This is a genomic window from Acinetobacter higginsii, assembly GCF_000369525.1.
In the GTDB taxonomy this organism is placed as follows: domain Bacteria; phylum Pseudomonadota; class Gammaproteobacteria; order Pseudomonadales; family Moraxellaceae; genus Acinetobacter; species Acinetobacter higginsii.
Genome location: NZ_KB850072.1, coordinates 1575574 through 1601010 on the forward strand (window position 1 = coordinate 1575574; position 25437 = coordinate 1601010).

The 25437-nt window shown below is 40.2% G+C and carries 25 protein-coding genes and 1 pseudogene; 9 read left to right on the forward strand and 17 right to left on the reverse strand.

All coding sequences use genetic code 11. The features are described 5' to 3' along the window. The first annotated feature begins 25 nt into the window (after positions 1–25). Entirely contained in the window at positions 26–1021 is a 996-nt protein-coding gene (locus F902_RS13590) for a glycosyl transferase family protein (protein WP_005204274.1), read from the forward strand. 73 nt (positions 1022–1094) lie between these two features. Here F902_RS13590 and F902_RS13595 read toward each other — a convergent pair whose 3' ends face one another. From F902_RS13595 to F902_RS13625, 7 genes and pseudogenes are all read right to left on the reverse strand, one after another. Further along, entirely contained in the window at positions 1095–1451 is a 357-nt protein-coding gene (locus F902_RS13595; RefSeq protein WP_026057466.1) for a hypothetical protein, read from the reverse strand. A gap of 52 nt (positions 1452–1503) precedes the next feature. Further along, on the reverse strand, positions 1504–1863 hold the full coding sequence (locus tag F902_RS13600) for a hypothetical protein (protein WP_005204278.1): 360 nt from the start codon (positions 1861–1863) through the stop codon (positions 1504–1506). Continuing rightward, positions 1864–3141, reverse strand: a complete 1278-nt coding sequence (locus tag F902_RS13605) for a hypothetical protein (RefSeq protein WP_005204279.1) — start codon at positions 3139–3141, stop codon at positions 1864–1866. Then, positions 3128–3307, reverse strand: coding sequence for a hypothetical protein (locus F902_RS13610; RefSeq protein WP_005204281.1), 180 nt, complete (start codon positions 3305–3307; stop codon positions 3128–3130). Before F902_RS13610 ends, F902_RS13605 begins: the two co-directional genes overlap by 14 nt. 71 nt (positions 3308–3378) lie before the next feature. Then, positions 3379–5891, reverse strand: a pseudogene (locus F902_RS13615) (type VI secretion system Vgr family protein); the annotation flags it as partial. Between the two features lie 218 nt (positions 5892–6109). After that, positions 6110–6382, reverse strand: a complete 273-nt coding sequence (locus tag F902_RS13620) for a YeaC family protein (RefSeq protein WP_005204284.1) — start codon at positions 6380–6382, stop codon at positions 6110–6112. Beyond that, complete coding sequence (locus F902_RS13625; protein WP_032858932.1) at positions 6379–7287, reverse strand: NAD(+) kinase; 909 nt, start codon at positions 7285–7287, stop codon at positions 6379–6381. Before F902_RS13625 ends, F902_RS13620 begins: the two co-directional genes overlap by 4 nt. A gap of 234 nt (positions 7288–7521) precedes the next feature. On the opposite strand from F902_RS13625, the gene mrcB reads away from it, so the two are divergent. Together mrcB and F902_RS13635 are read left to right on the forward strand one after the other, a co-directional pair. Beyond that, positions 7522–9933 carry a penicillin-binding protein 1B gene (gene mrcB / locus F902_RS13630; protein ID WP_005204288.1) on the forward strand — a complete coding sequence of 804 codons (2412 nt, stop codon included), beginning with the start codon at positions 7522–7524 and terminating at the stop codon, positions 9931–9933. Positions 9934–9953: 20 nt separating this feature from the next. Further along, positions 9954–10511: a tetratricopeptide repeat protein gene (locus F902_RS13635; protein WP_005204291.1), complete on the forward strand. Its 558-nt coding sequence runs from the start codon at positions 9954–9956 to the stop codon at positions 10509–10511. 2 nt (positions 10512–10513) lie between these two features. On the opposite strand, the gene F902_RS13640 is transcribed toward F902_RS13635, so the two are convergent. Further along, positions 10514–11425, reverse strand: a complete 912-nt coding sequence (locus F902_RS13640) for an NUDIX domain-containing protein (RefSeq protein WP_005204293.1) — start codon at positions 11423–11425, stop codon at positions 10514–10516. 177 nt (positions 11426–11602) lie between these two features. On the opposite strand from F902_RS13640, the gene hemP reads away from it, so the two are divergent. Further along, complete coding sequence (gene hemP, locus F902_RS13645) at positions 11603–11773, forward strand: hemin uptake protein HemP (RefSeq protein ID WP_004653932.1); 171 nt, start codon at positions 11603–11605, stop codon at positions 11771–11773. Positions 11774–11869: 96 nt separating this feature from the next. Here the strand turns inward: hemP and F902_RS13650 are convergent, their stop codons facing one another. From F902_RS13650 to tsaA, 5 genes are all read right to left on the reverse strand, one after another. After that, on the reverse strand, positions 11870–13204 hold the full coding sequence (locus tag F902_RS13650; RefSeq protein WP_005204295.1) for a sensor histidine kinase: 1335 nt from the start codon (positions 13202–13204) through the stop codon (positions 11870–11872). A 4-nt stretch (positions 13205–13208) separates the two neighbouring features. Beyond that, positions 13209–13868: a response regulator transcription factor gene (locus F902_RS13655; RefSeq protein ID WP_005187850.1), complete on the reverse strand. Its 660-nt coding sequence runs from the start codon at positions 13866–13868 to the stop codon at positions 13209–13211. Between the two features lie 107 nt (positions 13869–13975). Beyond that, entirely contained in the window at positions 13976–14341 is a 366-nt protein-coding gene (locus tag F902_RS13660; protein ID WP_005204297.1) for a NirD/YgiW/YdeI family stress tolerance protein, read from the reverse strand. Between the two features lie 87 nt (positions 14342–14428). Further along, positions 14429–16207 carry a type IV pilus assembly ATPase TfpB gene (gene tfpB, locus F902_RS13665; RefSeq protein WP_032811639.1) on the reverse strand — a complete coding sequence of 593 codons (1779 nt, stop codon included), beginning with the start codon at positions 16205–16207 and terminating at the stop codon, positions 14429–14431. 48 nt (positions 16208–16255) lie between these two features. Continuing rightward, positions 16256–16969, reverse strand: a complete 714-nt coding sequence (gene tsaA / locus F902_RS13670; protein WP_004806525.1) for a tRNA (N6-threonylcarbamoyladenosine(37)-N6)-methyltransferase TrmO — start codon at positions 16967–16969, stop codon at positions 16256–16258. Positions 16970–17087: 118 nt separating this feature from the next. Here tsaA and F902_RS13675 point away from each other — a divergent pair, with 118 nt between their 5' ends. Further along, on the forward strand, positions 17088–17867 hold the full coding sequence (locus tag F902_RS13675; protein WP_004806522.1) for a ferredoxin--NADP reductase: 780 nt from the start codon (positions 17088–17090) through the stop codon (positions 17865–17867). 139 nt (positions 17868–18006) lie between these two features. On the opposite strand, the gene F902_RS13680 is transcribed toward F902_RS13675, so the two are convergent. Next, positions 18007–18567: a TetR/AcrR family transcriptional regulator gene (locus F902_RS13680; RefSeq protein WP_005204301.1), complete on the reverse strand. Its 561-nt coding sequence runs from the start codon at positions 18565–18567 to the stop codon at positions 18007–18009. A gap of 449 nt (positions 18568–19016) precedes the next feature. Between F902_RS13680 and F902_RS13685 the strand changes: the two genes are divergently transcribed. Together F902_RS13685 and F902_RS13690 are read left to right on the forward strand one after the other, a co-directional pair. Further along, entirely contained in the window at positions 19017–19871 is an 855-nt protein-coding gene (locus tag F902_RS13685; protein ID WP_005204303.1) for a hypothetical protein, read from the forward strand. Positions 19872–20053: 182 nt separating this feature from the next. Then, complete coding sequence (locus F902_RS13690) at positions 20054–20509, forward strand: DUF441 domain-containing protein (RefSeq protein WP_005204306.1); 456 nt, start codon at positions 20054–20056, stop codon at positions 20507–20509. 87 nt (positions 20510–20596) lie between these two features. Here the strand turns inward: F902_RS13690 and F902_RS13695 are convergent, their stop codons facing one another. Continuing rightward, entirely contained in the window at positions 20597–21517 is a 921-nt protein-coding gene (locus F902_RS13695) for a LysR family transcriptional regulator (RefSeq protein WP_162180561.1), read from the reverse strand. A 242-nt stretch (positions 21518–21759) separates the two neighbouring features. Here F902_RS13695 and F902_RS13700 point away from each other — a divergent pair, with 242 nt between their 5' ends. Continuing rightward, positions 21760–22455, forward strand: a complete 696-nt coding sequence (locus F902_RS13700) for an epoxyqueuosine reductase QueH (protein WP_005204312.1) — start codon at positions 21760–21762, stop codon at positions 22453–22455. Positions 22456–22506: 51 nt separating this feature from the next. Here F902_RS13700 and F902_RS13705 read toward each other — a convergent pair whose 3' ends face one another. Then, on the reverse strand, positions 22507–23298 hold the full coding sequence (locus F902_RS13705; protein ID WP_005204313.1) for a DUF4198 domain-containing protein: 792 nt from the start codon (positions 23296–23298) through the stop codon (positions 22507–22509). Between the two features lie 198 nt (positions 23299–23496). On the opposite strand from F902_RS13705, the gene F902_RS13710 reads away from it, so the two are divergent. Then, positions 23497–24717, forward strand: a complete 1221-nt coding sequence (locus F902_RS13710; protein ID WP_005204315.1) for an MFS transporter — start codon at positions 23497–23499, stop codon at positions 24715–24717. A gap of 23 nt (positions 24718–24740) precedes the next feature. On the opposite strand, the gene F902_RS13715 is transcribed toward F902_RS13710, so the two are convergent. Beyond that, on the reverse strand, positions 24741–25349 hold the full coding sequence (locus F902_RS13715) for a DUF2238 domain-containing protein (protein WP_005204317.1): 609 nt from the start codon (positions 25347–25349) through the stop codon (positions 24741–24743). Between the last annotated feature and the right edge of the window lie 88 nt (positions 25350–25437).

Below are 25437 nucleotides of genomic sequence, written 5' to 3' on the forward strand. Positions count from 1 at the left end.
CTTTGTAACAATCTTCAATACGACCATGAACACAAAACGTAATATCTATAAAACCGCAGAACATCCATTTGCTCAGTATGTTCGTATTTTAGGTAAGGGCAAAACTGGTTCCCGTTCGCTCAGTTATGAAGAAGCCTATCAAGCCTTTAGCATGATTTTAAAAGATGAAGTCTTGGATGTGCAGTTGGGTGCATTCTTAATGTTACTCCGTGTTAAAGAAGAATCTGTCGATGAATTGGCGGGTTTTGTCCAAGCCACGCGTGATCAACTCAGTTTTCAGCCACTTGAGGTCGATCTTGACTGGTCCTCTTATGCAGGCAAACGTAAGCACTATCCGTGGTTCTTATTGGCAGCGCTGACTTTAGCGCATCATGGTTACAAGATTGTGATGCATGGCGCATCGGGTCATACCATTAACCGTGTCTATACCGAACAAGTTTTACAGTTCTTGGGCTATTCAATTTGTCAAAATGAACAAGATGTCCGTGAGCAACTGAAACAGCACAATTTTGCTTATCTTCCTCTTGAAGCCATCTCACCAATTTTAAGTGAATTGATCTCACTAAGAAATGTGATGGGCCTACGTTCTCCGATTCACACCTTGGCACGTTTGATTAATCCATTTAATGCCAAAGCGACCTTACAAGCGATCTTCCACCCTGCTTATCGAACTTCACATCAACAGACAGCGTTCCGCTTGGGTTATCAAAACAGTGCTGTGATTAAAGGTGAAGGGGGTGAGTTTGAACGTAATCCTGATGCCAAAACGTTAATTTGTGGGATTCAAAATGGTGAGTTGTACGAACATGAATTGCCAAAGTTAACACCTGATCGTAGCCCAATTGAAGAAGAGCTTGATTTAGCTGTGTTTAAAGCGGTTTGGTTGGGCGAACATACGCATGAATATGGCGAATTGGCAATCGTCGAAACGATGGGAATCGCGTTGTATACCATGGGTGTAGTCAATAACTATGATGATGCAATGGAAAAAGCGAAAGAATTGTGGAAGAGTCATTTCTAATCAAAAAATAACCCGAGATTATTTATATAACCTTGGGTTATTTGCTAAATATAAAAATTGATAAAATTAGAGTTTATTCACTTATTATAAAATCATAAGTTTCACTTAACTCATCATCACCTTTTCCATAAAAACCTGTAGAAATTTCAATTGAATATTTTCCAGAGTATTTCGGAGTACCTTTTATATTGATATTATTATACCCATCTAGCTCATTGCTAGGCTCAATCACAACACCAATATCATTTGGAAGGTTTGTTTTTAGATGAAAATATTTATCCACAACTTTACCCCCTGTAATTATTAAACTCTGCTGATATAGTTCCCCTACTCTAGCATTAGGCAACTCGTTAGGCTCTATTTTATACCCTTTACTAAAACCAACCAAAATATTAATAAAAATGAGGACGTAAAAAACACCTTCCTTCATCATCTACTTACCAATCGATTCAATCATCACATCATTCTTATACATAGTTCTTCTAATCCTCAACTTTTAGAACAAAATCCTTATTAAAATCTTCCAGCCCATCCCTAACAGTGCCAGAAATATTTATCTTATAAACCCCAGATCTTTTGGGTGTACCTTTAATTATTGTTAAAGCATGAGGGGCAAACTCTTTTTCACCTTGGTCTGATGAAACGATCAGACCACTCTTTTGATCGATATTTGACTGTACAAGAAAAGTATCCTCAATAACACGATATTCCTTCATTTTTATTTCTGCAAAATAAGGACTTCCAACTTTTGCTACTGGAATTTCTTTTGTCAAAAACACATCATTGTTTACATTAGAACAACCTAATAAAAATAAAAATGTTAGTGCCACAAATTTTTTCATCTATTTTAACTCTCTTTTTACAACAATAACGGCCCAAATAAAACGACTCAAAGTTTTTAAGCTAACAGATTTAATTCTATCCTGCTTACCCCAGTTAAAACATGTAGCATTAACGATAGTATCATCAGAGGTAAGTTTATTAACAACCCCTGAGTCTGTCTTTAAATCTGAATTAATTACGATATAATGTGAAGGGCCTATTGCTACAGAAGGTAGATCTGAACCACCTTGTGTTATCGCTCCAACAGTTAACAAAACGTAATAATAATCTTGTGATGGATAAGATGAAAGACTTCTCAAGACATCAAGCCAATTAACATTTCTTGGAACCTTTTGGCGAATAAAACTTTGGTATAAAGGAACACTATATCCTATCGAAGAAAACCAATTTTTTATTTCATCTGGCATTGTAAATGCTGTTAAACCATTTAGCTTATCTGCTATCCACCCAACTGCTTCTGCTTGATTGTACTTTGTAACCGAATTAGAGCTATCTCTTAAACTTCCCATTGTAATCCAGTCAACGGCAGATATTCTTGCAACCTCTTTATCATCATAAAAATTATGAACAAGGCGTGCACCATTTAGATCAGGTTTTATATTTAACCTTCCAATTAAAACTTCTCCTTTTTCCCATAAAGCCTTAACAATTTTTTTATAAATTTCTTTATTACTATTTAATACACAATAAAAAAAAGCAGCCGGACCACATAAATAAGTAAATCTTTGATCAGGATAAGGTTCTTTTAAACGGCTAAATAGACTTGCTTCTACTGCCTCTTTTGTAAAAGGGTCTTTTTTAGAACCTGGCGGATGCTCCACTGAAACAAATATTGGGGTTGTAGAAATATTAACTACAACAGTATTTGGATTTTTGGGCTGTACAACCTTAGTTGCATCATTTTTTTCAGAATATTTAACAATATCTAACTTAACATTTCCTACAATACTTTTTTCAAACTCTTCAACCATATTATTTACGTAATAATTTTTTATTACATGGTTCCAATTTCCACCATTATCTGACCTATAAAGATTAAAAATTAAAACATAATCTTTCAAAACTTCAACTCTTGAACGATTATTTTTCAAAGTTATCATTGCAGTCCTAAAATTAGAACCAGATTTTTTAAAAAGATACTTAACATTATAATCAGAGTTTTTATATTTTTGATTTACAGTATCAAATATAGATAAAGTATAGCTTAATTTAGTAATATCCACTTCAGTTTTTAACTTCACATATGGAAGATACTCTTTTATATTATTGCTCAACATCTAACTCCTTATCCAAGAAAACATGAATTGATACATCTTCTTTTTGTATGGTTCTTATTTCATTGGTAAAACCATTGAAATCAGTTATACCTTCAGCCGTTTTCCCAGAATCCAAAAAAGCAATATATTTTTTATTTATCAAAGGATTACCACCATCATCCAGCATTTGGTATTTTAAGCTATATTGATTTTTTCACCAATTTTAGGTAGTGAATATTTTGGTATAGCTAGCTTACTTCCACCCATAAACAAATGCTGCCCCGCCTTCACCTCAAACTTACCACCTGTGGTTGGAAAAATACCTGAACCATTCAGCTTGATCTGAGAGCCACCCGCAGTAATCACAATCTCTTTCGAGCTGGTAATCTCAATACGGTCTTCGGTCGAGATAATCTGAATACCCTGCTTGGCAAGTAAATCCATGCCATCCGACTGGGCATGAGCTTCAAACTTCCCTTTTGCAGCAACCTGCTTGATCCCACCTTGCGCTGCAAACAGACTGATTCGGTTTTGAGCATGTGTAATCAGGTTTTTTTGTGTGCTGAGATTAATACTGTCGCCCGCAAACTGATTAATCTGCCCATCTGCCGATAAATGAATATCTTCATTGCTACTTAGACCAATACCTTCAGGAGAATTGAGTAATAGGACAGCCTTGTTAAATTTGGCAATATTAGACTCCAGCAATTCAAAAAATGCTTTTAGCTGTTCAATTGACTCAATGTCATCAGTCTGCTGATTCTTAGCAACTTCGCTCAGTGCCTTGGCATTGTTTTGATTACCTTCCAACTGCTGTTTAGCAACTTGTGCATCCAGATGTTCGCCTTGCGCCTGATCCTGTTTATGTGTGGATAAGAGAAGACCTTCGCCAGCACGGACTGCACCCCATTGGTCGGTGCGCAGCTCAAAACCTTCGCCTCGATCTTCACTTTCAGCTGTTGCTTTAGGGTGGCTGAGTTTGCCGAGGTTGAGTTGGCTAGCTGCATGGCTGCTCTGGAGCTGGGCACTGATCTGACCTGTGGTGTCATCAAAGCGCAGTTGGTTAAAACCTTCACCCTGATATTCTTTCGATTTGATTCCTGCCAGTTTCTTGGTATCTGGCAGCAGCTTGCCCGCATTATCAAACTTGGTTGGGCTACGATGGCCTTCATGAATTCTTCCCACCACAAACGGACGGTCAATATTGCCATCAAAGAAGTCGATCACCACGATTTCATCAATACGTGGCAAGAATCGTGCACCATAGCCTTCACCTGCCCAAGGCGTGAGTACATCGACCCACGCTGAATCGGTGTCGTTGTCATTAGCACCTGCACCACCATCGTGGCTATGGTCGTCATTACGGGTGAATAGAAAACGAACTTTAATTCGTCCCCATTCATCGACATAGATTTCTTCACCGCTTGGCCCAACTACTTTGGCACGTTGTGGTGAGGCAGTTGGACGGTGTTGTAATGGGTTAAATTCAGGAACGGTTTTGATATTGCGGCGTTGTAGAATCAGCTGGTTGGCTTGGCGTTCTTCATTATTAGATTGAGTCGGTTGCCAGTTGCTTTGGGCCAATAGTTGGTTGATCTGTTGATGTAAATCTTTAGGCAAATTATTTTGGTTATAGAAGTTTTTCCCGTAATCAGGAATTCTTTATCGCTGCCATCATGCTGATCTATTTCAGGATGTTCAGCCAGTTCAAACCAGTAACCGACATGGGTATCGCGGACTGTGCTATGGGCTGTAAATTGTTTGGATTGTAAGTCGTAGTATTGACCCAAGTTCCGATTCAGTTTTTCAATTTGAGCATTGCCCGATGGGGTTGCACCATCTTCCCCATTTAAATCTTGCATCCATGCCGGTGAAAAGTGCCATGCCTGTTCTAGACCAAGACTGGCATTGTCATATTGTTCACTGTGTTTATGGGTGCTTTGTACACTGCCTGCACCATCTTCTTGTTCTAGCGCATCGGCTTGCCAGCGTTGTACATGCACGCTGCTCGGTTGTAATGAACGTTGCCCGACCAGACTGGTCATGCTGTCGTATTGTTCGGTGGCACTACTACGGTGATAACGAATTGTTCTTCTGTCTAGGGCTTGGTACTGGCTATTGTCGTCAATCAGACGTAGTTTTTGCGGCTGAATCGCGGCACTGCTTTGCGCGACGGTTCGTTCAGCTTCATCAATGAGCCAGTTAATCGATTCGCTCCGTAGCAAACGCGTCAGGAAGTCGTAGTCACTTTCCAAAGATTGCATGATAAAGGGACGAACATCGTAATCTTGGCTCAATCCGCTTAAATCAAGCGTTAAGCTGGAGGCAAATAAGGGACTTTTTTGTTGCCACTCTTTGAAGATGATTTCCACCACATCACGCACGCTCTTGTTCATAAACACGCGGCTGTTACGGCGTTGCTTCCACAGTGCAGTTGGATCTTCTAAGGTTAGCTTATATACGGTCAGGCTACCGTCTGATTGCCCTTGTAAGGCTTGAGTAATAATCCCTGTGACGCGAGTGAGTTGACCTTGATCGGTCACCGTATCAATTGCCGCTTGGCTACCAATAAATTGTTTCAGAGGAATGGTCGCATTGGTCGACAGACAGATCAGTTCTGCCTTAAATCTATCATTCAGTTGATGCTGACCATCAATACGTTGTAGGAAGACTTAAGTATTTAAATTTTGATTGGAAAATTGAATATGTACTGCACGTTTTTGCGCAGTAAGGCCAAGACTCTCTAAGGCTTGAAAGATGTTGTTCAACATTTTTATAGATTTTTTGCTTAAATTTACGGCATTTTACCGATAGCAACATGCTTCTGTCTACACATTATTGTCTGTTTATGACATTTTTTGTCACTTTTTTTTTATTACCACCTAAATTAACCTATTTTGATTATGGCCATTTCAAACAATGACCTTCGAACATACACGTAATAAAAATGCCCTCAAAATTGAGAGCATTTTAAATATTTCAATTCATTTTAAACAAAACGAATCGGTTTAAATTCGGGCTCATGTTTGTGATGATCATCATCACACTCCTCACCGTCTTCTTTAGTACCACGATCGATATAACCGCTACGCTGTTCTTTTGGTAAATGTTCCATTTCCCATGCATACACTGCTTGCATACAGATTTCACGCTGTTCTTTGGTTAATGCAATCCCATTTGGCCATTTGCCAATTTCAACAGCAGTACGAAGGCGCTCAACAATTTCAGGATTTAAAATAGCGAGCATTTGTTCAATATTCATGAGTCATCCTGTTGAAAAGATTCAAAATCTTGATTCCACCCCAATTTGGTACGACATGCCATATAGAAATCATAACCTGGTGGATGTAATAAGCTTAGTTTAAACGGATGTTTGCGAATATGCACCGTGTCACCGACATTTAATGCAACACTATGTTGACCATCGGCACTGACCATCGGCAAAACACGGTTTTCACGAATGGTAATTTTAACTTCACTGTGACCACCCACCACGATCGGTCGTGACGACAACGTATGTGGATGCATCGGCACTAAGGCGATCGCATCCATACTCGGATGCAAGATTGGCCCACCACCTGACAATGAATATGCAGTTGAACCCGTTGGCGTTGAAACAATCAAGCCATCACTGTGCTGACGATAGACATATTGTCCATCAATATTCAGTTCAAAATCGATCATATGAACCGATTTCCCAGAGTGTAAAACCACATCATTCAATGCAATTGCATCATAAATCGTTTCACCATTGGTACGAACTTCCATTTCCAACAAGAAACGGCGATCTAGCTGAAATTGACCTTGTAGCACCTGATCAAGTTTAAATATCGCTTCTGCTGGCTTAATATCTGTTAAAAAGCCCAGTCGACCGCGGTTAATTCCAATTACAGGCGTATTATGTCGAACCAATGCACGTGCAGCATGTAAAAGTGAACCATCACCCCCTACAACTACAACTAAATCAACCACTTCCCCAAGTAAATTTCGGCTCACTGTCTGCCCATAACTATAAGGCACCAGTTTGGCTGTTTCCTGATCAAAAACGGGGTTTAAACCTAAAGTGATCAAATGATCATGAATTAAACATAACGTTTCTACTACAGAATACTTGTCTGGTCGTCCAATTAGACCAATATTTCGAAAGGATTTATGTGAAATTTGCACGAATAATTCAGCTCCGTCGCGATTACTGACTATCATATCATTAACAACCAATGTTGCGTTGATGATTGATTAAAAAGTATAAAAATGTCTATCCGTTGTTTTTTTATACGTTTAATGTCAACGCATTCTTAAAGTTTTTATTGCATGTTGCTATTTATTCACAGTTTTATGATTGCAAAATGACAATAAGCTATCGCATCATTACCGACATTGTTTTGGTTTTAACGCAAATCTATGAAGTTTGAACGTGGTATTGGTTTTCTAGCACTCATTTTCTCAATGTTAGTGATAGGTGTCTTTGTTGCTTTTAGTATCTATCTGATCCGCTTGGATAATATTATTCGTGACAAGTTTGAAGGTCAGCGTTGGGACATCCCTGCCAAGGTGTTTGCTCGCCCATTAGAAATCTATTCTAGTGCACCGATTACTCAAGAGAATTTTACCCAAGAGTTAAAATTACTGGGTTACAAAAACACAGCGAATTATGACAAGTCTGGTAGCTATGTAGTACAAGGCAACCAGATGTATGTACATACCCGCGGTTTTGACTATGGCGATAGTAATGAACCTGAGCAAGTGCTAGAACTTGCTTTCGCTGATGGTCAGGTGAGTGAAATCCGTTCAACCAAACCTTCGAGTACAGGTGTCGCTCGTTTAGAGCCTTTATTGATTGGTGGAATCTATCCACAGCACAATGAAGACCGCGTTCTAATCAAACTAAATAAAGTGCCAAAAACTCTGATTGAAGCACTAATTTCAACAGAAGATCGTAATTTCTATCATCATCATGGTATTTCGATCCGTGGTACAGCACGTGCCTTGGTCAGTAATGCCACAGGTGGTCGCCGTCAAGGTGGTTCAACTTTAACGCAGCAGTTGGTCAAGAATTTCTATCTATCACCAGAGAAAACGCTGAAACGTAAAGTCAATGAAGCATTGATGGCTATATTGATTGAATTACATTACAGCAAAGATGAGATTCTTGAAGCCTATTTAAATGAAGTGAATTTAGGCCAAAATGGTAGCTATTCGATTAATGGCTATGGTCTAGCATCACAGTTTTATTTTGGCTTACCTCTACGTGAGCTGAATATCTCACAGCAAGCCTACTTGGTTGGTCTGGTTCAAGGCCCTTCTTTATATAATCCTTGGCGTAATCCTGAATCTGCGAAAAAGCGCCGTGATGTTGTGTTAAACAACATGAAAGTGATGGGCTATTTAACAGAAGCTGAATACCAAGATGAAATTGCACGTCCATTAAACGTGGTGAGTAAACCAACTTTAGGTCCTGCAAAATTCCCAGATTTCTTGGATATTGTGCGTCGTCAACTTCGTACTGAATACCAAGAAAGTGATATTACCAATCAAGGCTTAAGAATCTTTACCACACTTGATCCAATTGCACAGACCCAAGTCCAAAATGCATTTAAGAGCACTGTCGATCGTTTAGCCAAAGCCAACCCTGCCCGTTTGAAAAACTTGCAAGGTGCGGTTCTGGTTGCTCATCCTGAAAATGGTGAACTGGTTGCGGCTGTGGGTTCCACTCAAGACTTTACAGGCTTTAACCGTGCCTTAGATGCTAAACGTCAAGTGGGTTCATTACTCAAACCAATTATTTATTTAAATGCAATCGAATCTGGGCGTTATACATGGGCAAGCCCAATTGAAGACAGTGCAGTCAATATTCCGATTGATGGTGACAAGAGCTGGACACCGAAGAACTATAGTGGTGGTGAACATGGTGTTGTGCCAATGCAACAAGCATTAGCAAATTCATACAACCTTTCTACTGTTCGCTTAGCCAATGAATTTGGTTTATCTGCATTCAGCAATAAGCTCAAACAGTTCGGGGTAAGTTCTGATATCCCTGCCTACCCTTCGATTTACCTTGGTGCTGTAAATATGTCACCAATGGAAGTATTGAGCATTTACGGTAATTTTGCGACAGGTGGCTTTAAATACCCACCACGTTCAATTCGTACCGTAGTCGATGCCAAAGGCCATTTACTGGAACGTTATGGTTTGAATGTACAACAAACCATCGACCCAGCAGCTGCATACATTATTAACTATGGTTTACAGCAAGTGATGCGTTCTGGTACGGGTCGTTCTGCATATAACAGCCTACCAGAATCACTCAATTTAGCAGGTAAATCTGGAACTACAAATGACACCAGAGACTCATGGTTCGCAGGTTATTCTGGCAATCATGTTGCAGTTGTCTGGTTAGGTCTGGATGATAATAAAGTCACTGGCTTAACCGGTTCATCAGGTGCATTGCCTGTGTGGATCAATGTGATGAAACAGCTCCGTCAAGAACCTGTCAATCTGCGCCAAACCGATAATGTTCAATGGCAATGGATTGATAGTGCCAGCGGTGATTTATCTGCTCAAGGCTGTGATGGTGCGATGTATATTCCATTACTGCGTCAGACCGTACCACGTCGTGCAACCTTATGCGGTCAATCTCACTACGAAGTAGAACCAACTTATATTCCGAACGATGCAACACCTACAGATGATCATAATGACGGTATAAGCAACTATATTCGTGAAAGTGAAACTCAAATGGATACAGATTTATCCAATCACACTCCAACACGCGTTATTTCTAGCGGCAGCTATAACGGTAACAGTGACAATTAAGTTTACAAGGATGATTGGACATGATGAATAAAACCACGGTTCTACTTGGTGTGCTGCTACTCGCAGGTTGTACAACTGCACCAGAGAAAACTACCAAACCTGCAAATCAGCCACCAACGAGTAGCTCGCAAAAGAAGAAGGTCACCCAACCTTCTTCTGGTGTAAAAATTACACCTTATGAACAGAAAGAAATTAAACGTCAAAGTGTTCCCGTTGTTGTTCCGCAACAAAAGGTTCAGCAGAAGTTTAATGATGGTAGCCAGTTGCCTGCATTTAAGACTTTAATGCAGAAAACACAAGTGGCTTATAAGCAACAGCAACTCGCAGAAGCTGAGCGTTATGCCTTACAAGCACAACGTATTGCGCCACAAGCCACAGAAACTTATTTGTATTTGGCAATGATCGCGGATCAGCGCAAAGAATATGCCAATGCCGAAGCATTGGCACGTCGTGGCTTAAGTTATGCGCAAAGCAACGCTATGAAGAAACAGCTTTGGTTTATCATCCTGAAAGCGAGCGAAGCACGCGGTCATACCATTAAGGCCCAAGAAGCACGTAGAACCATTCAGACACTTTAAGCTTAATCAATTGAACTAAACTGTCGAATTCCAGCAAGCCCATAAGCATGATGTTTTTGGGCTTGTTCTAAATCTGCCGGTGCAAGCCCACCTAAAGCAAATACAGGAATATCACTATTCTGTGCCAATTCCTGAAAACGATCCCACCCCAATACTTTCGTTTCTGGATGCGTCTCTGTGGCATGTACAGGACTCAAAAGCACGGCATCACACCCAATCTGCTGAGCGTGTTGTAAGGACACAGCATCGTGACAAGCAGCAATAAAGCGCTTCCCTACAATCAAACCACCTTTGCTTAAACTCATCAGCTGCGATTGCTTTAAATGAATGGTCTGTATCTTGTTTTGCAGCTCTACATTCAATTTTTGCCACAGATCAAGATTGATAATGAGTTTTCTCAATTGATCATCCTTCAAAGCGTCAAGCTGTTGCTCAATTTGCTGAATATCATCCGTTTGTATACGCCAATACAATAGCACCTGTTGTTGAGGCAAAGCGTCGATTTGATCACTAATCTTAATCAGATGTGGCCAACTCAAACGTTGCAGAATTGCGGCATTTGCTTTCGGGAAATTGAGATCAATCAATTGATCACGGTTATACCAAGCCCATGGTTGATGAATAAGATTAAGTAACTCATCAGGTACATAAGCATGGAATAAGTGTAAATTGACAATGATGTCTTCATATTCATGTCGGATCACATCAAAAGCATGCCACTCTTTTAAACCAATGCCAACTTCTTCATAAATTTCTCGACGACAAGCCTGCTCAGGGCTTTCCCCTGGTTCGACTTTTCCGCCAGGAAATTCATGTTTGTTACCCTGATGTTGGTTTGCTTGTCGCCAACCCACTAAAACTTTAGTTTTGTGTAATAAAATTGCGATCGCAACATCAACTGTAGCCTTTGTCATAACCGTTTAAAATCTCTCAGCTTTTCAGATTCATTCTAAGGAATTCCACGCGGCATTCCCATGTCAAAAAATAAAATTAATAGATGATTTTGTAAATTCTTAAAATTTCCGTTGACAGGTCTATTCGATAATGATTATCATTTAAAGCATTAAAAAACACACCACGGAGCATAACAAATGAACGCACCATTCAGCCTATTTACTCGTAGTACCGATGCAGCTCAATCATTGCCAATGCTGCATTCAAACAACCTTTTTGCCTTAGGTCGCGAAATCCGCATCATGCATGCTGGTGAGGAATATCGCTTACGTTTAACCCGTAATAATCGCCTGATTTTAACGAAGTAATATAATAATAATCGGACAATAACAAGAAACGTGGGAATAGCAGTATGTCAGCGCATACTGCTTTTTTAATGCGTTTGATCTTACCCCCAACCCAACTTAATGTTTAAGTAGGATGCTGACCTTCAAACCACCATATTGGGACTGTTCAAACTGAATTTTACCTTGATGTAACTCGACAATTTTGCTGCAAATCGATAAACCCAAACCAGAGCCTTGTGTTTTGCTTCCCAAAGCCCGATAAAAACGTTCACCCAAACGTGCTAAATTTTCTGTATCCATCCCTTGGCCTTCATTTTCTACAATCAAAGCCAAATATTGCTGCTGTTGCTGTAAAGAGATATAGACTTGTCCATATTCTGGCGTGTATCGAATGGCATTGTCCACAAGGTTTCGAACACAGGTAAAGATCAACTGCGGATTGGCAAGAATCTGCCCCTGCAGATCTGCTGCAGCCTGCCAATGCAATTGAATATGCTTTTCCTTGGCAAATAAGTGAAGTGCCTGTATTGCCTCTTCAACACTCTCCTGCATCGAAAGATAAGTCTTGGGCAAATTATCCGTGTGCTCTGGGTCTAAACGTGCCAATAACAATAAATTCTCTAAAATTTGAATACCTCGACTCACATCCTGCTGCATTTGGCTAAAGTCAACTGCGCGTTCTGGATATTTACGCTGCAATAACTGCAAACGCATCTGAATCGCAGACAAAGGAGAACGTAACTCATGCGAGGCATCAGCGGTAAAACGTTGTTCAGACTGTAGGGACTGGTCTAAGCGCTGTAATAAGCGATTAAGCTGACCCAACATCGGTTGTAGTTCTTTTAACTCCACCTCACCCGCTTGAACAGGACTAAGATCATCCGCATTCTTGGCCGAGATTTGCTTTGATAATTGATGAATTACGTTAAATTGGCGCTTGATCAGAAAATGCAGCATGATCCACTGCATTAACCACACCAACATTAAGACCAGCGCATATCCCACAAAGTTATGCAGCAAATCTTGGAAACGTTCTTCCAAAGGTTGCAATATCAACACTTGCATATGCGAATTTTCATCTTCACCCGCATAACTTCGCCATAACTGACCTTTCTGCCAAATCAAACCGTAGTCGCCATGTGCTGCATCAATCAAGCTGTAATACTGTTGGTCGAGTTGAAAGTCTTCTGACTGGGTGAGTACTTGCTGTTGATTGCTTAAGCGATATTGAATATCAAACTGATCACTGAGCTCATCAATTTGCTGCCCAGAGGGGGTAGTTAAATCCGCGATAAGCAGCATATCTGAAATCTCATCCATGATTTCGTCTTGTACTTGCATGGTTTGGTAAGCAGAAATGATCGCGAATAAAAGCAGTGCCACACATCCTGCAACGACGGAGCTGATTAAAGAGGTTTTAACCAGTTTGCTTTGTAAAGACACCACTTTCATGCTGTTATTCCTGATGCATGCGATAGCCTAAACCACGAATGGTTTTAATATATTGGCCACCAATTTTTTTACGAATTTGATAAATAAACACTTCAATTGCATTACTTTCGATTTCATCCCCCCAAGCATATAAAGACTCTTCCAGTTGCTCACGTGTCAGAATATGATCGGGCTTTTGCATCAACTTATGTAAAATTTGGAACTCTTTTGCAGTCAGGTTAATGGTCTGTCCTGCTTTGGTAAGTGTTTTCGCCTGCGGGTCCAGTTGTAAATCCAAGAAACTGAGATACTGCCCGGCTTGAGCTTGATGCTGACGTAACTGTGAACGAACCCGGGCAGATAATTCTTCCAGATTAAATGGCTTAACCAGATAATCATTAGCACCAAGATCCAAGCCTTCAACTCGGTCGTGAATATGATCTTTAGCGGTAATAAAAATGACAGGCGTTTTCGAGTTTTGACGACGAATACATTTCAAAATGTCATCCCCAGAAGCTTGCGGCAAGCCACGATCGAGTAAAATGCAATCGTATTCATGCTGTTCGACCGCCAAAATTGCATGATCGCCTCGTTCAACCCAATCGACGCTATAACCATCCATTTCTAGCCAGTCTTTAATACTTTCTGCCTGCGAAGCATCATCCTCAGCCAATAAAATTCGCATAGAACCCTACATCCATCAAACGACTACGATTAATCATGCCTTTAAACAGCACAACAAGCAAAAAAACCACATGATCAATCATGTGGTTTTTTACTATAAATTACGGCTTAGAACTTCACTTCATTGACATCAACTTCAACACGTTTGGCTGGTTTATAGTCGATGTCAATTTCACCAATAAGGGTTACTGGTGTTTTTGCTGAGATCGGTTTGCCCATCCATAAGTCATCATCAATATCAACCGTGATGCTGCCTGTTTGATCACTAAACTGATATTTCTCATCACCTGTTGCTTTCACCACATAGCCTTTTAATTGCACTGGCGTATCATCTTTCATCGTCAATGCTTGTTTAACGGTAGTGATTTGAGTTGGTGCCAGTGCTTGTTGATTTACTGCATTTGTATTTGCAACTGCAAAAGTTGTCACACCAACCAAACCAGCAATCACTGCAACTTTAGAAAAAACGTTCATCTTGATACCCTCATTGTGGTTCATCATTTCGATGTAGGCATTAAAACAAATGAAGATGAGGTGAATCTGAAGATTCAAATTTTCTGTTTAACTCAGAGGCACCACGCGTAAAACTTCTTCCAAAGTGGTTACCCCTTCAAGGACTTTACGTGCCCCTGCAATACGCAAGGGCTCAATCCCTTCTTTTTTGGCCTGTGCTCTTAAATCATTGAGTGTGCAATTTGCACTGATCAACGACTTTGACTCCAAACTCACTGGCATGAATTCATAAATGCCAACGCGGCCTTTATAACCGGTCTGACGACACACCTCGCATCCTACAGCCTTATACATTGTAGTCGGCATATCCATCATATAGTCAAAAGTGAGATGTTCCCATTCTTGCTCATTGATGGCGGTTTGCTGTTTGCAATGCGGACAAAGACGACGCACCAAACGTTGTGCTAATACCCCTAAAATTGTTGCTGCGGTAAGGAACGGTTGGATTCCAAGATCATGTAAACGCGTCAAACTCGACGGCGCATCGTTGGTATGTAAAGTAGAAAGCACCAAATGCCCTGTTAATGCCGCTTGTATCGCCATATTTGCAGTATCGTGATCACGAATCTCACCGACCATGATAATGTCAGGGTCTTGACGCATTAAGGCACGAACCCCATCTGCAAAGCCTAATTCAATGTTTGGATTGACCTGCATTTGGTTAAAACTTGGTTCCAGCATTTCAATCGGATCTTCAATGGTACAAACATTGACCTGTTCGGTTGCCAGTTGTTTTAACGATGAATACAGTGTGGTGGTTTTACCTGAACCTGTTGGGCCTGTCACCAAGATAATGCCGTGACTGTGCTGAGTGAGTTGCTGCCAGCTCTGCAATAAATGCCCTTCAAAGCCCAATTGTTGAAAACTACGTACCAACACTTCTGGGTCAAAGATACGCATCACCAATTTTTCGCCAAAGGCGGTCGGCAAAGTAGAAAGACGCAATTCTGTTTCTTGCCCTTTCGGTGTACGCGTTTTTAAGCGCCCATCTTGCGGTTTTCGCTTCTCAGCCACATTCATACGACCCAAGATTTTAATGCGCGAAATCACTGCAGTGAGTGTATTGGCAGGCATGTTATAGATGGTATGTAACACACCATCTATACGGAAACGTACCTTACCTTTATCTTTCCTTGGCTCCAAATGAATATCACTGGCGCCTTGCTCGAAGGCGAATTGCAGCACCCAATCCACCAACTTCACAATGTGCTGATCATTGGCATCAGGGTTTTGGGTATCGCCTAACTGCAATAAAGCCTCAACACCTTTATTTTCCCGATCATAAATACTGGCATTCTGCGATGAACTAACCGCTCGGCTGACTTGATAGTATTCAACGAGATAACGTTGCAGTTGCTCGGGATTGAGCAACACTTTCTCAATTTTCTTTGGCGCTAAGCTTCGTTCCAAGTTATTGAGCCATTCGGTGGTAAAGGGTTGATCGGTTCCAATCAAAATCCGATCTGCGTGTACTTCCACCGCCAGAATATGGTTTCTGGCCGCAAATTCTTGTGACATGACACTGGTTAAAGCAGCTACATCTGCTTTGAGTGGGTCAATCACAAATAAAGGAATATCTGCTTTTTCAGCCAACCACTGACACAAGCGATTCATCGCTAGCGTGGAACCGACATTGAGTTGATCTTTTAAATTAAAATTGGCAATCCACTGCAAAGGATGCCATTTCAGCTGATCCTTCTGACGATGTGTGGTTTGGATGAGTAACTTATCCCGTTCAGTAATACGACCATCTTTCAGTAGTTGCTCTAAGCACCACGTTACATCAATCGTAAACGAAAAGTTTGCAAATTTTGCCTGCGCTTGTATCACCGTCAGTTCCCCAAATGTATGACTCAATTATTTTTTTAAAGTTTTTTAGCTTTGCTCTACAGCTACAACTGTGACACTCCGATCATCCACTGTAAAACGAATATTCAATTCTGAAAAACACATGCCATATACCCGCTCAGCATCATCTTGATACGCAGGTCTTGGATCTAAAGATAACACTTGTTCCAGTTCATCGAATATCTTTTTATCCAAAATCCTCTGCTTTAATAACTGTTGCTGTTGTGACTGTGCAGTTTCCGTCCAAAGCACTGTTTTACGGATTGGCTCTTCTTGCGCATAACCACTCTGTGAATCTGCAATCGCATCCGAATATTGGATATACGGTTTGATGTCTAAGATCGGTGTACCATGCAGTAGATCACTGCCCATAACATACAGGCGAACTGACTTAGCCTGCTTTTCAACACGTAAAAAACGTACCACAGACAAGCCCATTGGGGATGGACGATACATACTACGCGTGGCAAAAACACCTATTTTTTGATTACCACCGAGTCGTGGCGGCCGCACTTGTGGACGAAATTTAGACATTTGATTCAAAGAGTTATCTTGATTTTTGTTTTCATGGAACTGCCATAACAGCCACAAATGACTAAAATCTTCGATCCCTTCAAAAGCCAGAATATCGTTATAAGGCTCCGCCATCTCTATATAGGACTCGACTTGTACGAGATTTGGCTGTCGCGGAATACCAAACTTCTCACGATAAGGCGAATGCATATGGCCAATGATCGGCATGACTACTGAGTTGCTCATCACTTTTTCTTATAAACACAATTAAATATATTCAGTTTATCGAGAATGATTTTAGATTAGAATAGCCATCTGTTTCTTTTAACTGTGATCGAGACCTTTAATGGCTGCTTTTAACGTTGAACGCATTACTCATGTTCACCACTGGAATGACACGCTTTTCAGTTTTAAAACTACACGCGACACCAGCTTACGTTTTAAAAATGGTCAGTTTGTGATGATCGGCCTTGAAGTGAATGGTAAGCCTTTAATGCGTGCTTATTCGATCGCGAGTGCGAATTATGAAGAAGAACTCGAATTCTTCTCTATTAAAGTACAAGACGGTCCATTAACTTCTATCTTACAAAAAGTACAAGTGGGCGACGAGATCCTGATTTCTAAAAAGCCTACAGGCACTTTAGTACACGACGATTTATTACCAGGTAAAAATTTATACCTTTTATCTTCTGGTACTGGCCTTGCTCCATTCCTTTCCCTGCTTCGTGATCCTGAAACTTACGAAAAGTTTGAAAAAGTAATTATGGTTCACGGTACACGTTATGTATCCGAACTTGCTTACCAAGATCTAATCTTAAATGAACTACCAAACCACGAGTTCTTTGAAGAATTAGGGATTAAAGACAAATTGGTATATTACCCAACGGTGACACGTGAACCGTTCCATACTCAAGGTCGTGTAACGACTGCAATTGAATCTGGCGAACTATTTGAAAAAATAGGTTTACCACGTTTTAACCGTGAAACTGACCGTGCCATGTTGTGTGGTAGCCCTGCCTTCCTTAAAGATGTTGCAGCACTGCTTGATGAACATGGTTTAGTTGAATCACCACGCATGGGCGTGATGGGTGATTATGTCATCGAACGTGCATTTGTTGAAAAATAAATTTCAATCAATAATCTAGAAAAACCGAGGTATTAACCTCGGTTTTTCTTTTTTAAACATGAGTTAAATTAAGCTTAATTTTTTATTTATATTAATTTTCATAAAACCGTCATTAAAAAAAACTAAACAAAATAATTAATTAAGCCGCCTCTAAATGAATCAAACGCTCAATATAATACCAACACTCTTCGATTTGGGCATGATCCTTATTCACTTTTGCATAAGCTGTCATACCGTCTAAAATATTGATATACATGGCTGTGAGCACATGAGGTTGAAATACTTTAGCCTTTTCAAATAAATCTTCAACCAGAACCATTAACCACTCTCGATATTCGACAATTGGCCCAATAATAGAGGGATATTGTTGTAGAATTTCTAAAGAAGCTTTTTGAAACATACAACCATGAAAATCATCGGAATTGAACCAAGATAAATGCCAAAAATAGACTGCCTTGATTTTCCCCAAATAATCATCTGCTTCGATTAAGCTAATTTCATGTTCAATGGCCGCCTGAATACTTTTATTCCTTCGAGACAAGCACTCTTCGATCAAGTTCTCTTTGGAAGGAAAGTATTTGTAGAACGTCATCTTAGCAACACCCGACTCACTAATAATTCGATCCACACCCACAGAGCTGTAGTTATGACGGTTAAAAAGGTCTAGAGCCGTTGCAATAATATCTTCTTTTTTTGACATCTTATTATCCTTGTAGAATTCTATCAAAAAACTTAATGCATTATTTAGACATAGTTTACATGCTGGAAAATTCTGGCCACTATGTATGTTTATGTTATTTTAAGAGCATTAATAGAAAAGTCGTATTTTCTTTATTGTTCCTTTTATAGGGTATGTAAAAATCAGTCTACATACAAGATCATTTGTAAAAAAATCTTTCTATTTTTAAAATATTTGTTTTTTCCGTGAAACACTTCACTGTTTACTTACAGTTAAGTTAATTCATAAACTTTCTTGCTATTTTTTAGCCGACTTAATAAATTGATTTCACAAAAAAATCATTTTATATTTAAATCATCCAATAAAAAGTTCTTTGGTTGAACTAATAGTTATATTCATAAGCAACCAAACAAAATCTAACTAAATAATTGGAAAAGCAATAATATTATTAATTCATCGAGTACAAGACTATGCCAAAAAAATTTGAAAACTTTAACGACCCAAGACAGAAAGCTATTGAAGGAATGAAGAATAGTATTTCTGCTGAACAATGGAACAAGAACCTGAACTTTCTGAAACAACTACGCGCAGAAATTTCAAATCACCCTGTTTCACGCCATCCAGCGATTCAACTTTTAAATGACGGTGTTATTGATAAAGAAACTTTAAAACACATTCATTTAGAATATCGCCATGCCATCGTACAAGTATTTACAGATGCGTTATTAATGGCTCAATTTCAAACCAAACAGTTAGAACCACGTTTATTATCGGGTTCTAAAATGTTCCCTCGTTTTTTACTTAATCTTAATATTCTGGATGAATTTGGTTTCCGTCCTGGTTTAGACGAAGAAGGTTACTATTCAGGCAATCCTGAGTATGCCCACTACCCACTATTTGAAGATGTGTTAAATGACTTTGAACTCAGTCAAGCAGAACGGAATGACTATCAACCTTCGCTCATTTCACAACGTGTTCGCAATTATCTGGAAAACTCATTTCACAGCTATCAAGCCGTTTCTGCCCTGTTAGCAGTCGCGGAAGAGGAAGTCATTTTATTTAGCCCTGCATTGCGTCAAGCAACCAACGCTATCGGCTTTGATGTTAATAGCGGTTATTACTATGTTCATGGTGTTTCACATGATGCATCTGCTGAAGCGGCTGATGATGATCATGAAGACGATTTATGGTTCGTATTGGCACAAGCCTGTGTTGAATCTGAATATGCATCGATCCGCCAAATTTGCCTTGAATATTGCGATTTATGGGAACAGTTCTGGGATGAACAAATTGCCTATTATGGAACATTCAAAAAATTGGCTTAATCTCTTTCGCACAAGGAAGCCATCTTCAACTTTTAGTTGAAAGATGGCTTTTTTAATGTCTTGGAGAATCTACAAAATCCTGATTGTGAAAGCCTTCCCCTCAGCTATTAAAATGAATTTAACCGAAGTTAGCCTATATTTTACGGTATAATTCAACTTTCTTTCCCGCAAACGTTTCGCGCATGTTTTCACAATTTGATGTCAACTTATTGGTTCTGCTTGTTTTATTGGGCTGCGGTATCTTTAGTCAAAACACGGCAGTCACAGTCGCAGCAGCATGCCTGATCTTAGTTAAACTGACTCCTCTAAATCAGTTTTTCCCCTATATTCAAAATCATGGTTTGAATATTGGCATTATTATCCTGACCATTGGTGTCCTTGCACCGATCGCAAGCGGCAAAATCAGCGGTGAAAGCATTCTAAAATCATTTATCAGTATTAAATCATTGGCTGCGATTGCAGTTGGGTTATTAGTGGCGTGGCTCGGTGGACGCGGTGTCAAACTGATGAGTAATCAACCCGATGTCGTTGCGGGGCTTCTGATCGGGACCGTGGCAGGCGTTGCGCTATTACGCGGTGTTCCTGTAGGTCCATTGATTGCCGCAGGAATCTTATCTCTTCTCATTGGCAAGTCTTAAATATTGAATGCTTGCATGCATTATCTTATTGCTAAAAGGTAGAAGGCTATTTCCCTCTACCTTTTATAAATTGCAATCAAAACTCAATTATTGCTCGTAATAAACCGTTCGCATCTTAGAAAACTTTTCAAGTTGCTTAATAAAGCCCTCAAAATAGTTTTTTTCCTTATCTTCTGTTCGATAACCAGCATATAAGGTACGTCTCAATCCTTGTGGTGAAACACAGGTTAAACGACGGCTTACTACCCAACCCTTTTGCTCATACTCATTCACGACCCAATCAGGTAATGCTGCAATACCACGCCCACTGGCAACCAATTGAATCAACATTTGAGTTAAATCTGTGGTACGAATATGTTTGGGTTGAATATTGGCAGGGATAAACAAATGCGCCATGATATCAAGACGATGCTTATCAACGGGATAGGTAATTAACGTTTCTTCTGCTAAATCTTCGACTGAAACCTGCTCTGCACGTACCAAGGGATGGGTGTTGGAAAGCACTAAACGAGATTCATATTCAAAGATTGGGAAATACTCAATTCCTTTTAATGCAATGGGATCAGCCGTAATCAATAAATCAAATTCCGCATTTTGCAATAACTCGTGCGGATTCGATTCGAAACCTGCTGCAAAGTCTAGGTCCACATCAGGATATTGCAGGCGATATTGATTGAGTAATGGCATCAGCCAATCAAAACAGCTATGGCATTCCGATGAGAAAATAATTCGTCCAGTTTGCCCATGCACAATACGGGTAATATCGGTTTGTGCAATTTGCACCTGTGGCAGTACATCATCTGCAAGTTTCAGTAAACGTTCCCCCACATTGGAAAAACTCACAGGACGGCTACGACGGTTAACCACTTCTACCCCATACCAGTGATCCAATTCTTTTAATTGATGTGAAATTGCCGATGGCGTAAGACATAAATCTGTTGCTGCAGATACCAATGAACCGTGCTCTCTTAAAGCAATTAACGTTTTTAAATGACGGAGTTCTAACACGACCACTACCATTATTGAATTTAATTCATCTTAGCATGATATTAATTAGTTTGTCTCAACATGGCTTTTATTTCATTATTTACCCGTTCACGGTCGTTTAAAAACTCAGCACACCAATTGCGATTAACACTCCAGTGCTTTTGGTATTTAAAAATTTTCAGCTTGAGCTGAGAACATTTCATGGAATTAGAGCTCCACAGACGTTTAAAGCTTTTACAATAAACAATTCACTTTTGCAGACTATGCCGACGATGCCACATCCAAGTCAAAAGACGCTTGAACGCCAAACACTCAGCCTACCTGAAGGACACGACAAACTGTTGCTGCATTCATGCTGTGCACCGTGTTCAGGTGAAGTGATGGAAACCTTGATTGAGTCTGGCATCGACTTTTCAATCTTTTTCTATAATCCGAATATTCATCCAGTCAAAGAATATCTAATCCGTAAAGAGGAAAATATTCGCTTTGCCGAAAAGCATAATATTCCGTTTATCGATTGTGACTACGACACAGATAACTGGTTTGCCCGTGCCAAAGGCATGGAAAATGAGCCTGAGAAAGGTATTCGCTGCACCATGTGTTTTGATATGCGCTTTGAACGTACCGCACTATATGCCTATGAACATGGCTTTAGTCTGATCAGCAGTTCACTGGGCATTTCACGTTGGAAGAATATGCAGCAAATCAATGACTGTGGTCTGCGTGCAGCGGCGCATTATCCAGATATCCAATATTGGGATTATAACTGGCGTAAACATGGCGGCGCAGTCCGTATGCTAGAGATCAGCAAACGTGAAGAGTTCTATCAACAGGAATACTGTGGCTGTGTCTATTCACTCAGAGATAGCAATCGCTGGCGTATGAGCAATGGTCGTGATCGCATTAAATTGGGCGTTAAATTTTATAGTAATGCGATGGATGATGAGTCAAATCAATAAAATAGACATCAAAATAAAAGGCTAATTCAGATGAATTAGCCTTTCCGCTTCTTAATTTACAGCAACACTGATAATGCTATAGAACTGATTGCTTGGCTTTTGCTTCGCATCAACTGCTTCGCTGACTTCAATCAGGTACTCGCCTGCTTTAGCAAAAACTAAATCAGCACTGCCATCTGTGGCTGTCTTCAAACTAATGCCTTGCTTATCAGTTGCACCTTTAGCACGAATAACCACATTGGCATTGGCCAATGCTTGATTGGTTTTTGATACTTTAATTTTCACCGTTTGATTGGCCTTTAGCTCACTTGGATGGGTTAAAAATTCAACTTGAATCGGTGCTGTGCTTACTTGCACTGGCGTATTCTTCTCTTTAGACACATAAGTCAAAAATGTCCATTCACGGGTAATTTCAACAGGTGTAAATTTTTTCGCTTTTAAATCTGAAGGAATGACAAAATCACGCTCAGCTCTGACAGGTGCTTTGTCTGCTGGCATATCAAAGAACATTTTCCATTCTTTTTGATCTTGTACATATTTCAATGGATAACTGGCACTGGTTTTGACCGTATAAGTTCCTGCTTCAGGCAATTTCAAGTCAAATACAGTTGCCGAACTGAGCTTAGAATCTGGCTCAATCGTGGTTTTAGTTTTATTCGGTGCAGTAATCTCAAACTTCGCATCTTTTAATGCATATTCACTTTGTAAAGCTTCTTCTGCATAACCCGAGATAATTGCGACTTGGGTTTGTTCCGTTGTATATGCAAGCGGCGCAACATAGGGCTCATGAGCAAAGCTATAAACTGAAACAAGCAACAATGGACTAATTAATAATTTTTTCACTCTTTTCCCACCCTTTATAAAAGCTCAGCTAAAAAATGTCTGCTTTGCATTATACATAAATGAAAATAATTATCATTCAATTATTGTGTTTTTATATAGTATCGCCCCCAAACCAATTGAGATAAAAATTGTGTTCTATTTCACCTTTCCCAAAGCGAGTCGAATATAATACGGCGGTACTTTTAGACTCGAGATATTATGTCCTCGTCAAGCTCTCCCTTGCACTCATCTCCCTCACCCAACTATTCCTTATTTCTGGTTATTTTCTCCCTTGCAGTGGGTAGTTTCTGTATTGGTACTACTGAATTTGTGGCAATGGGATTGATTCAGGAAATCGCTACCGATTTAAACGTTAGTGTGCCACATGCAGGCTATTTCATCAGCGCCTATGCACTCGGTGTCATGGTGGGTGCACCGATTATTGCGATCTTAGGCGCAAAAGTACCCCGTAAGACACTATTGCTTAGCTTGATGCTTTTTTATGGCTTGGCCAATGCAGCAACCGCTTTTGCCACTACACCTGAAGCCATGTTACTGTCTCGCTTTATTGCAGGATTTCCACACGGTGCTTATTTTGGTGTAGCAGCATTGGTTGCGGCTGAACTGGCAGGCAAACAACGCCGTGCCACAGCGATTGCACAAGTGATGATGGGACTCACCATTGCCAATGTCATTGGCGTGCCGATTGCCACATGGTTGGGTCAGCAATTTGGCTGGAAATCAGGTTTTGAGTTTTCTGCGGTGATTGCGTTTATTACCCTGATTGGTGTCAGTCTATTTGTTCCCAATATTCCATTGCAGAAAACGGCCAGTATCAAAGCAGAGTTGGCGGGTTTAAAGAATATCAATATGTGGCTCACCCTTGCCGTTGGTGCAATTGGCTTTGGTGGCATGTTCTCGGTGTATAGTTATGTCTCACCAATTCTAACCGAATATACCCATGCCGATATTCGTGTGGTGCCTGTGGCCCTTGCAATTTGGGGTGTGGGTATGGTGATTGGTGGTCTGGTTGCTGGCTGGTTGGCAGATAAAAATCTATTTAAAACCATTATTGGCATCTTGATCAGTTCGGCACTGGCATTTGTTGCCGCCAGTTTTATGATGTCCAATCTTTATACAGCAATTGCAGCCCTATTCTTGATCGGCTTTACCGTAATCGGTCTAGGCGGTGCTTTACAAACCCATCTAATGGATATTGCAGGTGATGCGCAAACTTTAGCGGCCTCACTGAATCATTCAGCTTTCAACTTGGCCAATGCGCTCGGTGCATTCTTAGGAGGCTGGGTCCTCAGTCATAATATGGGTTGGTTAGCGCCAATTTGGGTAGGTTTTGTATTAAGTTTAGGCGGTCTAGCGATTCTATTGATTGCGCTAGCGTACGCCAAATATTCACAAAAAAATGAATCTGCCGTGTCTTAATAGCAGATTCATTACTGTAAAAATTACGACATTAACTCTGCTATTTGTCGATCATGCCATCGAGAGAATAACAATAAGGCTGTGATCGACCCAATCAAGGCAAAAAACATATCTGACTGTGTATCCCACTCATCCCCTTGTGTCCCCAAAAACTCTTCTGCCCCTTGCCCCAAAGACAATGCAGCCGCCCATTCAATCAATTCATAGCTGGCACTGATGGCCAATACAATACAGATCACAATGAAACTGAGCATTTTGCCTTTGCTTAAAATATGGTTGCGCATCAGGATTTCACGCGCAGCTATGGCAGGGACAAAGCCCTGCATAAAATGTCCAATTTTGTCATAAGGATTACGTTCTAAACCAAACCATTGTGCCATTTCAAAACCCAACGGCACACGCGCATAGCTATATGCCCCGCCCACAATCAGCACAATGGCATGCAAGAAAATCAGTCCATATAATAGAGGAGTGAGTGGAAAAGCTTTATAAGTCGCAAATAATAACGGGACCACAATCAATACAGGTATCACTTCAAGCCACCACGTGGTTCGATCAAAAGGCTGAATTCCGGAAATCAGCAGCAAAATGGCTAAAATCGCCGTACCCAAATACAATAAAGAAATACGCATGATGTTATAAAAGTAGTGATTTATTAAATCCCATCATATAAAAAACCCAAAGGAAGTCCTTCGGGTTTTTGTTATAAAATTAGCAGAT

Excerpts from the sequence above, each read along its gene's own strand:
- F902_RS13660 (WP_005204297.1), bottom strand. The coding sequence starts at position 14,341 with ATGAACGTTTTTTCTAAAGTTGCAGTGATTGCTGGTTTGGTTGGTGTG.
- F902_RS13655 (WP_005187850.1), bottom strand. The coding sequence starts at position 13,868 with ATGCGAATTTTATTGGCTGAGGATGATGCTTCGCAGGCAGAAAGTATT.
- F902_RS13595 (WP_026057466.1), bottom strand. The coding sequence starts at position 1,451 with ATGAAGGAAGGTGTTTTTTACGTCCTCATTTTTATTAATATTTTGGTT.
- hemP (WP_004653932.1), top strand. The coding sequence starts at position 11,603 with ATGAACGCACCATTCAGCCTATTTACTCGTAGTACCGATGCAGCTCAA.
- F902_RS13700 (WP_005204312.1), top strand. The coding sequence starts at position 21,760 with ATGCCGACGATGCCACATCCAAGTCAAAAGACGCTTGAACGCCAAACA.
- F902_RS13590 (WP_005204274.1), top strand. The coding sequence starts at position 26 with ATGAACACAAAACGTAATATCTATAAAACCGCAGAACATCCATTTGCT.
- F902_RS13620 (WP_005204284.1), bottom strand. The coding sequence starts at position 6,382 with ATGAATATTGAACAAATGCTCGCTATTTTAAATCCTGAAATTGTTGAG.
- F902_RS13685 (WP_005204303.1), top strand. The coding sequence starts at position 19,017 with ATGCCAAAAAAATTTGAAAACTTTAACGACCCAAGACAGAAAGCTATT.
- F902_RS13640 (WP_005204293.1), bottom strand. The coding sequence starts at position 11,425 with ATGACAAAGGCTACAGTTGATGTTGCGATCGCAATTTTATTACACAAA.
- F902_RS13715 (WP_005204317.1), bottom strand. The coding sequence starts at position 25,349 with ATGCGTATTTCTTTATTGTATTTGGGTACGGCGATTTTAGCCATTTTG.
- F902_RS13635 (WP_005204291.1), top strand. The coding sequence starts at position 9,954 with ATGATGAATAAAACCACGGTTCTACTTGGTGTGCTGCTACTCGCAGGT.
- F902_RS13605 (WP_005204279.1), bottom strand. The coding sequence starts at position 3,141 with ATGTTGAGCAATAATATAAAAGAGTATCTTCCATATGTGAAGTTAAAA.
- F902_RS13650 (WP_005204295.1), bottom strand. The coding sequence starts at position 13,204 with ATGAAAGTGGTGTCTTTACAAAGCAAACTGGTTAAAACCTCTTTAATC.
- F902_RS13675 (WP_004806522.1), top strand. The coding sequence starts at position 17,088 with ATGGCTGCTTTTAACGTTGAACGCATTACTCATGTTCACCACTGGAAT.
- F902_RS13610 (WP_005204281.1), bottom strand. The coding sequence starts at position 3,307 with ATGCTGGATGATGGTGGTAATCCTTTGATAAATAAAAAATATATTGCT.
- F902_RS13600 (WP_005204278.1), bottom strand. The coding sequence starts at position 1,863 with ATGAAAAAATTTGTGGCACTAACATTTTTATTTTTATTAGGTTGTTCT.
- F902_RS13710 (WP_005204315.1), top strand. The coding sequence starts at position 23,497 with ATGTCCTCGTCAAGCTCTCCCTTGCACTCATCTCCCTCACCCAACTAT.
- mrcB (WP_005204288.1), top strand. The coding sequence starts at position 7,522 with ATGAAGTTTGAACGTGGTATTGGTTTTCTAGCACTCATTTTCTCAATG.
- F902_RS13690 (WP_005204306.1), top strand. The coding sequence starts at position 20,054 with ATGTTTTCACAATTTGATGTCAACTTATTGGTTCTGCTTGTTTTATTG.
- F902_RS13680 (WP_005204301.1), bottom strand. The coding sequence starts at position 18,567 with ATGTCAAAAAAAGAAGATATTATTGCAACGGCTCTAGACCTTTTTAAC.
- tsaA (WP_004806525.1), bottom strand. The coding sequence starts at position 16,969 with ATGCCGATCATTGGCCATATGCATTCGCCTTATCGTGAGAAGTTTGGT.